General features: G+C 69.8%; 10 protein-coding genes and 3 tRNA genes. 6 read left to right on the top strand and 7 right to left on the bottom strand.

From position 1 onward, the window contains the following. Positions 1-131: 131 nt before the first annotated feature. The 3 genes from HMPREF3165_RS09260 to HMPREF3165_RS09250 all read right to left on the bottom strand — a co-directional run bounded on the left by HMPREF3165_RS09260 (position 132) and on the right by HMPREF3165_RS09250 (position 3107). Positions 132-1103 carry an endonuclease/exonuclease/phosphatase family protein gene (locus HMPREF3165_RS09260; protein ID WP_070512746.1) on the bottom strand — a complete coding sequence of 324 codons (972 nt, stop codon included), beginning with the start codon at positions 1101-1103 and terminating at the stop codon, positions 132-134. Next, positions 1100-1585 carry a peptide-methionine (R)-S-oxide reductase MsrB gene (gene msrB, locus HMPREF3165_RS09255; RefSeq protein WP_070512743.1) on the bottom strand — a complete coding sequence of 162 codons (486 nt, stop codon included), beginning with the start codon at positions 1583-1585 and terminating at the stop codon, positions 1100-1102. The genes HMPREF3165_RS09260 and msrB overlap by 4 nt, the downstream gene beginning before the upstream one ends. Before the next feature lie 97 nt (positions 1586-1682). Continuing rightward, a complete protein-coding gene (locus tag HMPREF3165_RS09250) occupies positions 1683-3107 on the bottom strand; it encodes a mechanosensitive ion channel family protein (protein WP_070512740.1) in 1425 nt (474 codons plus the stop codon). A gap of 165 nt (positions 3108-3272) precedes the next feature. On the opposite strand from HMPREF3165_RS09250, the gene HMPREF3165_RS09245 reads away from it, so the two are divergent. Next, positions 3273-3602: a PadR family transcriptional regulator gene (locus tag HMPREF3165_RS09245; RefSeq protein ID WP_070512737.1), complete on the top strand. Its 330-nt coding sequence runs from the start codon at positions 3273-3275 to the stop codon at positions 3600-3602. Then, positions 3602-4117: a permease prefix domain 1-containing protein gene (locus HMPREF3165_RS09240; protein WP_070512734.1), complete on the top strand. Its 516-nt coding sequence runs from the start codon at positions 3602-3604 to the stop codon at positions 4115-4117. The genes HMPREF3165_RS09245 and HMPREF3165_RS09240 overlap by 1 nt, the downstream gene beginning before the upstream one ends. A 77-nt stretch (positions 4118-4194) precedes the next feature. Here the strand turns inward: HMPREF3165_RS09240 and HMPREF3165_RS09235 are convergent. The 3 genes from HMPREF3165_RS09235 to HMPREF3165_RS09225 all read right to left on the bottom strand — a co-directional run bounded on the left by HMPREF3165_RS09235 (position 4195) and on the right by HMPREF3165_RS09225 (position 4499). Further along, positions 4195-4267 (bottom strand) — tRNA-Phe (locus HMPREF3165_RS09235). A gap of 47 nt (positions 4268-4314) precedes the next feature. Further along, a tRNA-Asp gene (locus tag HMPREF3165_RS09230) sits at positions 4315-4388 on the bottom strand. Positions 4389-4426: 38 nt separating this feature from the next. Next, a tRNA-Glu gene (locus tag HMPREF3165_RS09225) sits at positions 4427-4499 on the bottom strand. 176 nt (positions 4500-4675) lie between these two features. On the opposite strand from HMPREF3165_RS09225, the gene HMPREF3165_RS09220 reads away from it, so the two are divergent. Together HMPREF3165_RS09220 and HMPREF3165_RS09215 are read left to right on the top strand one after the other, a co-directional pair. After that, positions 4676-5107 (top strand): metallopeptidase family protein, encoded by a 432-nt coding sequence (locus HMPREF3165_RS09220; protein WP_070512798.1) that lies wholly within the window; start codon positions 4676-4678, stop codon positions 5105-5107. Between the two features lie 69 nt (positions 5108-5176). Continuing rightward, complete coding sequence (locus HMPREF3165_RS09215; protein ID WP_083303272.1) at positions 5177-6511, top strand: glycoside hydrolase family 3 N-terminal domain-containing protein; 1335 nt, start codon at positions 5177-5179, stop codon at positions 6509-6511. A gap of 84 nt (positions 6512-6595) precedes the next feature. On the opposite strand, the gene HMPREF3165_RS09210 is transcribed toward HMPREF3165_RS09215, so the two are convergent. Beyond that, positions 6596-9112: a variant leucine-rich repeat-containing protein gene (locus tag HMPREF3165_RS09210; RefSeq protein ID WP_070512729.1), complete on the bottom strand. Its 2517-nt coding sequence runs from the start codon at positions 9110-9112 to the stop codon at positions 6596-6598. A gap of 291 nt (positions 9113-9403) precedes the next feature. On the opposite strand from HMPREF3165_RS09210, the gene HMPREF3165_RS09205 reads away from it, so the two are divergent. After that, entirely contained in the window at positions 9404-10240 is an 837-nt protein-coding gene (locus HMPREF3165_RS09205) for an ABC transporter ATP-binding protein (RefSeq protein ID WP_176747038.1), read from the top strand. Positions 10241-10243: 3 nt separating this feature from the next. Further along, positions 10244-12835 (top strand): ABC transporter permease, encoded by a 2592-nt coding sequence (locus tag HMPREF3165_RS09200; protein WP_070512724.1) that lies wholly within the window; start codon positions 10244-10246, stop codon positions 12833-12835. Positions 12836-12903: the final 68 nt, after the last annotated feature.

Genomic DNA, 12903 nt, shown 5'->3' with positions numbered 1-12903 from the left:
CGCGGTCGTACCCTCTACCCCTCGAACGCGCGACCTAAGGTACGACCTCGCGGGCAGGGCTGCGACGGGGCCCGACAACGACGAAGCCGGCAGTACGACTTCGCCGGTGCTGGGCCTTGGCGGGCGCCCCCTCAGCCGACCGGCTCGAGGTCCACCCAGGTGCCGACGTGGTCGGAGATGATGAAGGAGCTCGTGCCCCACTCCACGGCGCGCAGGAGCGGGCCCCCGCCCGACGCGGCGGCCTCATCGGTCAGCGGCAGGCCGTCGGGGCCGGTGGGCCACAGGTCGGTCAGCACGTGGTCGATGCGCCGCTTGGGGTCGGCTGCCGGGAAGGTGAGCCCCTCCCCCACGGTCCGCCCGAGCCCCAGGGCGTCGACCTGCTCGGCGGAGAGGTTGTAGTCGCCCACGAGCAGGTGCGGCCCGGGCAGCCCGGCGAGCGCCCCCCAGGCGGCGGCGAGCTGGCGCGCCGCCATGGACTCGCGGGTCGCCAGGTGGGTGGAGGCGACCGAGAGCTGGCGGATCGGCCCGCCAGCGCCTTCGGGCACCTCGAGGGTGGCGGCCACCATGACGCGCTGGGAGGCGGTGGACACGTGGTAGGAGCGCGGGTCCCAGGCCCGCTTGCCGCGCTTCTCCACGCTGGAGGCCCCGCGCCCCAGGCGCTTGACGTGCCAGCCGGAGACCGGGAAGCGCGACAGGAGGGCGTTGCCGTAGCCGATCGGCCCGGCCCCGACGGCGGCGCGCAGCAGCCCCAGGACGTCGTCGGTCGGCGAGCTCAGCGCGGTGCGCAGGGGCCGACGGCGCAGCCCCACCACCGGCCCGGCGTAGCTGGCGGAGAAGCGACAGGTCGGCATGCCCAGCTCCTCGGCGAGGAAGGCCGCCTGGTGGAGGCGCCCGGAGCGGGCCTGGCCCAGGTCCACCTCCTGGAGGGCGATGATGTCGGGGGCCAGCTCGGCGATCTGCTCGGCCGTGGCCCGCATGACGGTGCGGGCGGTGGCGGGGGCGGAGATGTCGGCGCCGGCCAGCGATCCGGTGGAGGCGCTGCCGTCACCGGCTCCGGCGCCGGGCAGGCCGTGCTGGAGGTTGAGGCTCAGGACCCGGATCATGCTTGCTCCTCCTCGAAGGTCAGGCTCACGGAGTTCATACAGTAGCGCTGGCCGGTGGGGGTCTGGGGGGCGTCGTCGAAGACGTGTCCCAGGTGGCTGGCACAGGTTGCGCAGCGGACCTCGGTGCGCACCATGCCGTGGGAGGTGTCGGTGCTCAGGGTGACCGCCTCGGAGTCGGAGGGGTCGTAGAAGGAGGGCCAGCCGCAGTGGGAGTCGAACTTGGTGGTGGAGCGGAACAGCTCGGCGCCGCAGCCGCGGCAGCGGTAGACGCCCTCGCGGTGCTCGTCGAGCAGGGCCCCGGTGAAGGGGCGTTCGGTGCCGGCTTCGCGCAGCACGTGGTACTCCATGGGGCTCAGGGCGGCGCGCCACTGGGCGTCGGTGCGCGCGGCGGCCTCCAGGTCGAGGATCGGGCCGTCGGGGGCCGGGCCGGAGGGCGCAGAGGCGGGCGTCACGGAGGGGTCGCTGCTGGCGTTCGTAGTCATGGGCTCATCGTTACCCGCCCGACGACGCCGGGCGACCTGCGTTCACGCAGCGAAAACTCACCCATCCGCCGGGGCGTCGGCCACGTAGCGGCTCGGCTCACCTGGGTCCCAGGCCCCCGCGCCGGGCGCGGTGCAGCAGGGAGCGCCCCATGGCCCGCCCCAGGGTGACGGCCCGCCGGGCCCCCAGCCCGTGGGCGGCGCTCTCCCCCTCGGCCTCCGTGGTCGCGGCGCCATCGCCTCCGTTGTCTGGAGCGGCCGTGGTGGCGCTGGCGGGGCCGGCCTTCTGCTTGGCGACGATCTCTTCGGCGGCGCGGGCCACCTCCTCGGGGCCGAGGTCCTGGGTGACCTCGACCTGCTCGACCTCCACCCGCGTGCGCGGCAGGGCGTAGGGGGCCTCCCGCTGGAGCCAGGTGACCAGCTCCTCGCGCACGTAGGACTTGAGGGCGCCGACGTCGCTGGGCTTGTCCCCGGTCAGGACGATCTTCACGGTGACGTGGCCGCCGACGGCGTCGGAGACCTCGAGTGAGGCCTGGCGCCCGTCCCAGACCGGCGAGGCGGCCACGAGGCGGGCCAGCTCGGCGCGCAGCGAGGCGATGGGCACGCGCCAGTCCAGGTCGAGGGTGAAGGAGCCGGTGGCCTGGGAGCCTCCGCGCGTCCAGTTGGCGAAGGGGTTCTCGGTGAAGTGGGTCGAGGGCAGGATGAGCCGCCGGTCGTCCCAGGTGCGCATGACCACGTAGGTCAGGGTGATCTCCTCGATGGTGCCCTGCTCGTTATCGACGACGACGATGTCGTCCACCCGGATGGCGTCGGTGGTGGCCAGCTGGAGGCCGGCGAAGACGTTGCCGAGCATGGAGCGGGCGGCCATACCGGCGATGACGGAGGCCAGACCGGCCGAGGCGAGCAGCGAGCCCATGGCGAACTGGACGCTGGGGAAGGTCATGATGGCGCTGACGAGCCCGGCGATGACGATGATGACCTGGGCGACGCGCCGGATGATCTGGCTCTGGGTGGTCACCCGGTTGGCGCGCCCCTGGTTCCCGCCGGCCTGCGCCCCTTTGACGACGGTGGACTCGATGGCCTTGGCGAAGGCGACGACGAGCCAGGTCACCGCGAAGATGAGGGCGATGGTGACCCCGCGTTCGATGACCACCATCGTCGTGGAGTCGCTCTTGGTGTGCCGCAGCCCGGTCAGGGCAAGCTGGGAACCCAGGAAGGCTCCGGTCATGGCGCCGACGGCGAAGGCGGGGCGGCGCCCGAAGTCCACGATCTCGCGGTACAGGAGGCGGCGCCTGCCCATGAACGTCAGGACCGCCACCACCACGAAGGCGATGACCAGGCCGATGACGACTCCCACGCCGGCCTGCCAGGCGATGGTGACCAGGTCGTTGGTCGTCTTGGTCACCGCCTTGACGGTCTCGTCGACGTTGACTTCGGGCACACCCGTGGGAGTGGGCGTGGTCGAGGCACTCGCGCTGGGATCTGCGCTGGGGGTCGCGGGAGGGGTGGTGGCTGCGACGAGCATGAAGCCACCTTAAGCAGGCCGACTGTGCCTGGGCTGTGACGTATGGCCGCCAGCGGAAGCATCCCTCTCCAACATCCGCTTGACGTACTACGCGTGCCGTAGTACGTTAGATGCACGCAAGGACCTCAGGGCCCCGTCATCACGAACCAAGGAAGGAGGGTTCACATGATTAGCGCAGACGCCATTCGCGGCTACATCGACCTCATCGTCCTGTCCCTGCTCAAGCGACAGCCGTCCTACGCCTACGATCTGGCCAAGACCATCACCGAGGTCTCCGACGGCGAGTACACCATCAAGCAGACCACGCTCTACACGGCCCTCAAGCGCCTGGAGTCCACCGGCCTGGCGGCCTCCTACTCGGGAGTGTCCGACTCCGGCAAGTCCCGCACCTACTACCGCCTCACCCCCGAAGGCACCACCCACCTGACCGCCAAGGTCGCCGAGTGGGAGGACACCAAGACCCTCATCGACCGCTTCGCGAAAGGATCCCACTGATGGACACCATCGAGACCTTCCTCGACAACATGTTCGCCCCCTACCCCGCCACCCCTCGCCTGATCGAGGCCCGCTCCGAACTGCGCGCCATGATGGAGGACGCCTACAACGACGCCATCGCCCAGGGCAAGACCCACAATGAGGCGGTCGGGCAGGTCATCACCGACTTCGGCAACCTTCACGAACTGGCCCCGGTCCTCGGCATCGCTCAGGACATCCAGCCCGGCGGCGCTCCACAGGTGGCCCCCGCCGGCGCCCCGACGACATTCGCCCCCAATCGCCCCACCACCCCCGCCCCTGTCGGCCAGCCGTCCTCCTGGCAGAGCGAGCAGGACGATGACGACCCCTTCACCAACCTCGTGGCCGGGATCTACTGGCCGGCCGCGGTGATCATCTACCTGCTGTGGAGCTTCATCTTCGACGCCTGGGACATCTCCTGGATCATCTGGCCGGTGGCCGCCGTCGCCTTCGGCATCTTCGCCACCGTGCGCCGCTACCGGCGCGACCACCAGTGAGTCCCTCCGCCCCGGCGCGAGGCTCACCCGGTCACGAGCGAAGGCCCGGAACCTTGTGGGTTCCGGGCCTTTCGCAGTGGCTCCGACCGGCGTCGATCCGGTGACCTTTCGATTTTCAGTCGAACGCTCTACCAACTGAGCTACAGAGCCGTGGGATGGAATCGGCCCGACCATTTCTGATCGGACCGACCGTTCCGCGACCTCGACGGGACTTGAACCCGCGACCTCCGCCGTGACAGGGCGGCGCGCTAACCAACTGCGCCACGAGGCCAGTGTGAATTCACTGTGTTATTCACTTGTGCGAATCCGTACCCCCAACGGGATTCGAACCCGTGCTACCGCCGTGAAAGGGCGGGGTCCTAGGCCGCTAGACGATGGGGGCCAGGGGCCTTCGACGTCGTCGCGCCTCGAACCGGGATGAACACTAAGGGGACAGTCTTCCGCAGCGCAAATCCCAGGAGCGTGACCCTCCTCACCGCTCGGTTTTCGGCGAAATTCCGGCCCGCGAGGACTGTCGGACCGGAGCCGGGCGGTCTGGCGGTCTGGCAGGCTGTGCCCGTGAGCCACGAGCACCAGCAGGAGCCTGACCGCCCCCGGGAGCCGCAGCCGGTCAGGATGTCGCAGCAGGACTTCGAGGACGTCGTCGGCGACGCCCTCGACCGGATCCCGAAGGACCTGGCCGAGGTGATGGATAACGTCGTCGTCCTGGTTCAGGACGAGCCCGATCCGGAGATGCTCACCGAGGAGGACTATGACGACGCCGGCCTGCCTACGCTCCTGGGGCTGTACGACGGCGTCCCCCTGACCGAGCGCGACGAGGGCTGGTCCATGGTGCTGCCCGACCGCATCCTCATCTTCCGCGGACCCTTGGAGCGCTGGTGCACGAGTCGCGAGGAGCTGGAGGAGGAGATCACCGTGACCGTCATCCACGAGGTGGCCCACCACTTCGGCATCCCCGACGAGCGCCTCCACGAGCTGGGCTGGGAGTAGCGCCGCGAACAGTGCGTGAACAGACCGTCAGGGTCATGACCTCGCGAGTACCCAGGGACCTGTCTTAGTGTGGCCGACATGAACGACCGTCATCGGCCTGCAGCTCCGGATGCCGGGGAGACTCCCGCCCCCGCCGACCCGAGCACGTCCCCGCAGCACCACATGAGTCGACGACCAGTGCTCCTGGCGGCCCTGGTGGGCGCCGGGTCCCTGGCGGGATGCTCCCTCATCCCCGGCTCCTCGTCGGCCGGCTCCTCCCCCAGTGCGAAGCCCCAGACCCCGGAGCCGGCGGCGTCGAGCGCCGCCCCCTCGCCCACCGCGGCCGCGAGCCCGGCTCCGTCGGCCACAGCGACGGCAACGGCCACCGACGGAGCGCTGGCGGGCTGGAGCCTGGAGGAGAAGGTCGGCCAGCTCATGATGGTCGGGGTGGACGCCCAGGCCCCCAAGCAGTCCTCCAACGAGGCCGTCGACACCCACCATGTCGGCAACATCTTCATCGCCGGACGCACCACGGCGGGCAGCCAGGCGACCCAGAAGGTCATCAGCTCCTTCACCTCCAAGGTCGGCCCGGGCACGACCCACGCCACCCCGATGCTTGTGGCCACCGACCAGGAGGGCGGCGAGGTCCAGGTCCTGGCCGGATCGGGCTTCTCCGACATCCCCTCGGCGCTGGACCAGTCGGCTCAGCCGCGCGACCAGCTGGTGGCCTCGGCGCGCACCTGGGGCAAGGAGCTGGCCGACGTCGGCGTCAACATGAACCTGGCCCCGGTCGCCGACCTGGTCGACATTGCCCGGCCGGCCTCCAACGAGCCCATCGGCCGCTGGGGGCGGGAGTACGGGCACGACGCCGCCACGGTCTCCTCCCAGGCCGGTGCCTTCGCCGAGGGGATGCAGGCCTCGAAGGTCATCCCCACTTACAAGCACTTCCCGGGCCTGGGGCGGGTGACGGCCAACACTGACACGTCTGCGGGCGTCGTCGACTCCACCACGACCCGCGGCGCCGATACCGCCGTCAGTGTCGTCTTCGGCGCCGCCATCGCCGCCGGCGCGCCGGTCATCATGGTCTCCTCGGCGACGTACTCCCTCATCGACCCCTCAGCGCCGGCGGTCTTCTCCTCGACAATCGTCACCGACATGCTGCGCAGGGAGATGGGCTTCTCCGGGGTGGTCATCACCGACGACGTCTCCGCCGCCGTCCAGGTCCAGGACGTGAGCGCGGGCGATCGGGCCGTGCGGGCGATCCGGGCCGGCTGCGACATCGTGCTGGCCTCGGCGGACCCGACGGTGGCCGCGGACATGGTCAAGGCCCTCATCGCCACTGCCCGGTCCGATCCGGCCTTCGCGGCGCGGGTGGACGAGTCGGCCACGCGGGTGCTGAACCTGAAGAAGAGCCTGCAGTCCTGACGCGCGCCGAGATGCGCATCGGCCCGCCTTGAGCCAGTGGCTCGAGGCGGGCCGATCACGTTATCGGGCGAGCCGGCTCAGATCTCAGCGAAGCTTGGTGGTGCCCTGCGATGTTCCGTTGGACTCGATGCGCTTGGCCAGGCAGTGGTCGGAGTCGTAGCCCTGGGCGTCGCACCAGGCGTTGGCCTGGTCGCCGTCGGAGTAGGTATCACCCTGCAGAGTCACCCACCAGCCGCCGGTGTCGTAGACCGGCCACTGGCTGGTGTCGATGATGACGGCCTTCGGGTTGGCCTGCTGCGTCTTGAGGTACTCCGCGAGGATCGAGCGCTTGGTCCAGGTCTGCCCGTCGGCCACGAGCCCCACCTGCTTGGAGGACAGCTGCGGGGTCCACTTGCCCCGCAAGCTGTTCATCACGATGGGGTAGTCGTGCTTGATCTGCCACTGGATGGCGTCTCCGGCGGCCTGCTCGTCCTGCGCCTCCTGGTTGGCGTTGGAGCTCGCGGAGGAGGCGATGGTCATCGCGGAGTTCGTCGAGCTCTTCGCGGTGGCGGTCGATGAGGAGCCGCGGTCGAAGGAGGGCCGGACCGTCAGGCCCTTGAGGTCGAGGTCCTTGGCGGTGCGGAAGTAGTGCTGCTCGCCGAAGCGCAGCGTCACCGCCCGGCCGCCGTTGGGGATGATGAGCGGGTCGCTGGAGAGGTCGAAGGTTCCCGAGGCCACAAGGTGGTCGACGTCGGCGCCGCCGGTGGGGCTGGTGGAGCTGTAAACGAGGACCTGGCTGGACGATCCGGCCAGGAAGTCGCCCTCGGCGCAGGAGGTCGCCATGTTGCCGTGGACCTTGAGCTCGCCCTGGCCGTCCTCCACCGAGGTGATCGTGAAGGTCGGCATGCTGGAGCAGGCCTTGACCGCGCCCGAGGGCAGGGCCGCCGCGGTCGAGGTGGCCGCGGCGTCGGCCTGACCGTTCTGCTTGCCGTCCTCACCCCCGTTGCTGTCGGCCTTGTCCTGGGAGGTGTCCCCACTCTTGTCCTTGTTGGCGAAGTAGCTGCCGGCCCATAGGCCGCCTCCGCCGACGATGACGAGCAGGAGGACCACGATGATCGCGACCAGGCGACCGCTGCTGGACTTCGACGGCTGCTTCTGCTGGGGAGGCGGCATCTGGGCCATCATCTGGGGGCCGAACATGTCCAGTTCCACGGCCGGCTGAGCGGCGGAGAAGCCCGACGGCGCCCCACTGGGGGTCTCGGCCCAGGCGGCGATGTCCTCGGCCGACGGCGGCGGGGGCACGGGGAAGGCCACCGACTCGGCCGAGCCCGCGGCGGGAGCGGCCGAGCCCGCTGTCCAGCCGGAGGTCACGGCCGCAGACTGGGCTGACGCCGTGGAATCAGTCGTGTCAGCCGAGTCGACCTCGTGCCGCTGCGAGCCGGGGGCGAGGACGGTCGTGTCGTTGTTGTCGGAGTCCGCAGCCTCGTCGACGACGCCCTCCGCATCGGGATCGGTGGCAGCCTCAGCCGCGTTGGAGCCCTCGGCGGGGTCGTCTGTGTCCTGCTCGTCGCCGACCTCGCCAAAGTCGTCGACATCCGTGGCCTCCTCCGCAGAGTCCTCCGCATCGGGCTCGGTAGCAGCCTCAGCCACAGACTCCGCGGCCTGCACATCCTCGACCTCATCAGCAGGCTCCACGCCACGCTCATCGCCAGACTCGTCGGCGGCGACGTCCTCGGCTGCCTGTTCCTCAGAGGCCTCGCCCTCAGGCTGATCGGTCCCCGATTCCTGAGCCTCGTCGGCGGCGGCCTCCGGCCCTGCATCGGACTCAGTGGCGGTCCCATCCGCAGACTCCGCGGCCTGCACATCCTCGACCTCATCAGCAGGCTCCACGCCACGCTCGTCGGCAGACTCGTCGGCGGCGGTGTCCTCGACGTGCGGGTCCTCCGGAGCCGGGCCCTCAGCCTCGGCATCCTCAGTGCCCTCAGTGCCCTCGGAGTCCTCGTCAGACTCCTCTGTCTCCGGCTCGACACCAGCTTCGCCAGAGTCGGCATCCTCCGCATCGTCCTCTGCCTCGTCACCCGAATCGTCGGGGCGCGGCGCCTGAGCTTCGCCGGTTGCGGTCTCCGCATCGGGCTCAGTGGCAGCCTCAGCCACAGATTCCGTGGCCTGCACATCCTCGGCCTCATCATCGTCAACCGGCCCGGGCTCATCGGCGGCCTCGTCCTCGTCCACCGGAGTGCCGCCGTCTCCGGCCGACTCCGCCGACTCGGTCGGCTCCGTCTGCGCCGGGTCCCCCTGACTGAAAGCAGGATCCACAGTGGGCTCGCCGGCCGCACTATCAGCCGCAGCCGCAGCCCCTGCGTCACCCACGCCACCAGCAGCACTGGCGGCCGCGTCGTCGGTCAGGTAACCGCGCGCACGGAGATTGGCGAGGACCTCGACGTTCCCGGTACTGGCCAGCCAGCCGAGCAGGTCGGGATAGGCGGCCGGGTTGGTCGACAGCGGCGCCCACAGGTCGGGCCGGCTCTGTGCGATGGCGGCCTGCAGGGCCTGGTCCGGAGTCTGAGCGGCAACGGTTGCATCGGCCTGATGCGCCGCCATCATGAGCTGAACCGGATCCATGCAGAGCCTTTCCGGGAGAACGTATGGGTGACCTCGACTGATCGGGCGCGCAGCCAACCCATCCTGGGTCCTTCACCAGGCTCCGATCATCCCCGATGGTAATCACGATTCGTCGGAGAAGTTAGAAAACGGACTCCACCTCGACGAACACCCTCATCCTCCATGCGCCCCGTCCACCCCTCGTCTCAGGGTCATCCCCTACCGCAGGTCAGGGTGGACTAGTCAAGAGGTCAGGGGCTGGTCCTCCGCCAGGAGGATTCGAGGAAGTCATGCCACTGCCAGACTGAACCTATGAGTAGTTCCGCACCAGCAGCATCCTCCGTCCTCACACCTCACCATCCGGTGGATGACCCCGTGGTCTCCGCACGCAACCTCACCAAGGTCTACGGCCGCGGATCGGGCGCCGTCACAGCGCTCGACTCCGTCAACGTCGACATCGCCCGCGCCCGCTTCACCGCCATCATGGGGCCGTCCGGCTCCGGCAAGTCCACGCTCATGCACTGCCTGGCCGGCCTGGACTCGATCACCTCCGGGGAGATCATGCTCGACGGCGACATGGTCTCCTCCATGAACCAGCGTCGCCTCACCCGCCTGCGCCGCGAGCGCATCGGCTTCATCTTCCAGTCCTTCAACCTGGTCCCCACCCTCACGGCGGCGGAGAACATCACCCTGCCCCTGGATATCGCTCGCAAGAAGGTCAACCCGCAGCGTTTCGACCAGGTCATCGACGCCGTCGGCCTCAGGGAGCGCCTATCGCACCGGCCAGCCGAGCTCTCCGGCGGCCAGGTTCAGCGTGTGGCCTGCGCCCGGGCGCTCGTGGGTGAGCCGGCGGTCGTCTTCGCCGATGAGCCCACCGGGAACCTGGACTCCGTCTCCACCGACCAGGTCCTGGAGATCCTGCGCCGCAGCGTCGACGACCTGGGGCAGTCGGTGGTCATGGTGACCCACGAGCCGGAGGCGGCCGCCTGGGCCGACACCGTCATCTTCCTGCGCGACGGGCACGTCGTCGCCCAGCTGGACGACCCCGACCGCGACCGGGTCCTGGACGCCCTGCGCGAGCTGAGCGAGACCGAGCCCTCCCCCGTAGCCGCTGCCCCGTTCACCGGCTCGGCCGTCGAGGGGGCCTGAGCCGTGAGACGAGTCGCCTGGCGCTCCGTGCGCGCCCACGCCAAACAGTTCTTCCTGACCACCTTCGCCGTCATGCTCGGGGTGGCGTTCCTGTCGGGCACGCTCGCCCTGCGTGCCTCCCTGTCGGAGACCTTCTCCAAGCTGGTCTCCTCCACCGCCACCTCGGACCTGTATGTCCAGGGCCCCAAGATCGCCTCCGACAACAACAGTGGCGGCAGTGGCTCCTCCAACTCGACGCAGACCAAGCCCATTGACGGATCCCTGGCCGATCAGATTAAGCAGATCGACGGAGTCGAGGCCGCCAAGCCCGATGCTCAGATGACCGGGGTCCTCGTGGGCTCTAACGACGCCCCGGTCACCACCACCGGCGCCCCCACGCTCTTCATACCGCTGTACGACAACGAGAAGGGCCTGACCTGGGCCCAGGGCCACAAGCCTCAAGGGGCCGGTGAGATCGCCCTGGAGTCCGGAGCCCTGAAGAACTCCGGCCTCAAGGTCGGGGACAAGACGCACATCGTGGTGCAGGGCTCACCCACCGAGGTCACCGTGGTCGGTGAGTTCCACTACGAGTCCTCCATGGCCAGCGCGACGGTCGTGGGCGTGGATCCGAGCTGGCTCATGCCCATCGCCGCCCCGGACGGGAAGGTGACGACCATCGCCGTCGACGTCGCTCAGGGCTCCTCAGTGGACACCGTCAAGTCCGAGATCACCAAGATCCTTCCCGACGGCGCCCAGGTCCAGACCCGCGCCGAGGTCATCAAGGAGCAGAACAAGGCCATTGAGGAGCAGCTGGGCTTCGTTCAGGTCTTCCTGCTGGTCTTCGTCGTCGTCGCAATGTTCGTGGGCTCCTTCATCATCATGAACTCCTTCGCGATGAGCATGCGTCAGCGGGTCAAGGAGTTCGCCCTCCTGCGGGCCGTCGGGGCCTCGCCGGCCTCCGTGTTCGGCGTGGTGTTCCTGCAGGCGGTCGTCATCGGCATCGTCGGCTCCGCCCTGGGCGTGGCCGCGGGCGCGGGGCTGCTGGCCGGACTGTCCGCACTGCTCGACGCCGCCGGCATGCCGCTGCTGGAGGGCACGGGCCTGAGCGGGACGATCATCGCGATCTCGCTGGCGGTGGGCCTGGCCGTCACCGTCGTCGGCGCTCTGCTGCCGGCTCGGGAGGCCGCCCTGACCCACCCGGTCGAGGCCATGCGCGGTGTGTCAGGTTCCCGGGAGAAGTCCCTGGTGCTGCGCACGATCCTGGGCGGGCTGCTGCTGGCGGCCGGAGCGGCCGCGATCGCCGCCGCGTGGGTGAACGCGGACCTGACGCAGCGCGGTCTCATCATGGGGCTGGGCGCGGGCGGCACCGTCCTGGGACTGCTCATCGTCTCCCCGACCCTGGCCCGCCCGGTGGTGGCCGTGCTGGGCCTGCCCTTCCGGCTGCTGCGGCCCGCCGGGCGCCTGGCGGTGCGCAATATCGTCCACAACCCGCGCCGCACGGCCAACACCTCCGGCGCCCTCATGGTGGGTATGGCCCTGGTGTGCGCCGGCGCCACGCTGGCCGCCTCCTTCCAGTCCTCGACCTCCGACGAGATCGACAAGTCCCTCAAGGCCGACCTCGTGGTCCAGCCGGCCACCATCGGCAGCCTGGGCACCCGGCTCTCGGCCGACAAGGCCAAGGAGATCGCCGCCATCGACGGGGTCAAGGAGACCTCCTCCTACTCCATCTACGCCGACTCCGTCACCAAGCCCGACGGCAGCCAGACCCCCACCGCCACCGTCATCGTCGTCGATCCCGCCACCTACTCCAAGGCCTACGACGTCTCCGCGAGCGCCGGGTCGATGAAGGATCTGGACGCCACCCACGTGGCCGCGAAGAAGGACGAGGGCCTCAAGCTCGGGGACAAGGTCTCCGTCACCGGCCCCACCGGGTCGGTTGAGGCCACGGTCAGCGCCGTCGTCGACCCAAAGGGAACCGGCGGGAACTACTACATCGCCCCCGAACTGGCTGCGGCAGTGGGCTCCTGGAACTCCCCGGGCACCACCACGGACCCGGCCCACGTCCTGGACTCGCCGCAGGGCATGCTCCTGACCCTCAAGGAGGGCACCGACCTCGACACGGTGCGGGGCAAGGCCCGCGACATCGTGGCTGACACCTACCAGTACGCGGTGCGCGACGCCAGCGAGATCTCCGACCAGGTCGGTCAGCAGATCAACCGGATGCTCGCCGTCCTCTACGGCCTGCTGGGGCTGAGCATCGCCATCGCCATCCTGGGTATCGTCAACACCCTGGTGCTCTCGGTCTCGGAGCGTACCCGGGAGATCGGGCTCATGCGCGCCGTCGGCCTGGGCAAGGCCCAGCTGTCCGGGGAGATCATCACCGAGTCGGTCCTCACCTCCCTGTACGGCACCGTGCTGGGCGGGGCGACCGGGGTGGTCCTGGCCACCGCTCTCAAGGAGGTCCTGGAGGATCAGGGGCTGACGAGCCTCAGCATCCCCTGGGGCCAGATGGTGGGCATGCTCGTGCTCTCCGTGGTGGTCGGCGTCATCGCGGCCCTGTGGCCGGCGCTGCGCGCCTCCCGGATTCCGGTCCTGGACGCCATCGCCACCGAGTGAGCGGCGTTCGCCGAGTAAGCCGAGCAAGCCCGGCGCCCCGGCCGACCCCCGAGAGGGGCGGGCCGGGG

The sequence above is a fragment of the Actinomyces sp. HMSC08A09 genome (assembly GCF_001807465.1).
GTDB lineage: Bacteria > Actinomycetota > Actinomycetes > Actinomycetales > Actinomycetaceae > Actinomyces > Actinomyces oris.
The sequence above is the reverse complement of the archived record's forward strand: the minus strand, read 5'-3'. Positions and strand labels throughout refer to the sequence as shown.

What these genes read in the sequence shown, in the direction of transcription:
- HMPREF3165_RS09245 (WP_070512737.1), top strand. Translation starts at nt 3,273, where the DNA reads ATGATTAGCGCAGACGCCATTCGCGGCTACATCGACCTCATCGTCCTG.
- HMPREF3165_RS09205 (WP_176747038.1), top strand. Translation starts at nt 9,404, where the DNA reads ATGAGTAGTTCCGCACCAGCAGCATCCTCCGTCCTCACACCTCACCAT.
- HMPREF3165_RS09210 (WP_070512729.1), bottom strand. Translation starts at nt 9,112, where the DNA reads ATGGATCCGGTTCAGCTCATGATGGCGGCGCATCAGGCCGATGCAACC.
- HMPREF3165_RS09240 (WP_070512734.1), top strand. Translation starts at nt 3,602, where the DNA reads ATGGACACCATCGAGACCTTCCTCGACAACATGTTCGCCCCCTACCCC.
- msrB (WP_070512743.1), bottom strand. Translation starts at nt 1,585, where the DNA reads ATGACTACGAACGCCAGCAGCGACCCCTCCGTGACGCCCGCCTCTGCG.
- HMPREF3165_RS09250 (WP_070512740.1), bottom strand. Translation starts at nt 3,107, where the DNA reads ATGCTCGTCGCAGCCACCACCCCTCCCGCGACCCCCAGCGCAGATCCC.
- HMPREF3165_RS09260 (WP_070512746.1), bottom strand. Translation starts at nt 1,103, where the DNA reads ATGATCCGGGTCCTGAGCCTCAACCTCCAGCACGGCCTGCCCGGCGCC.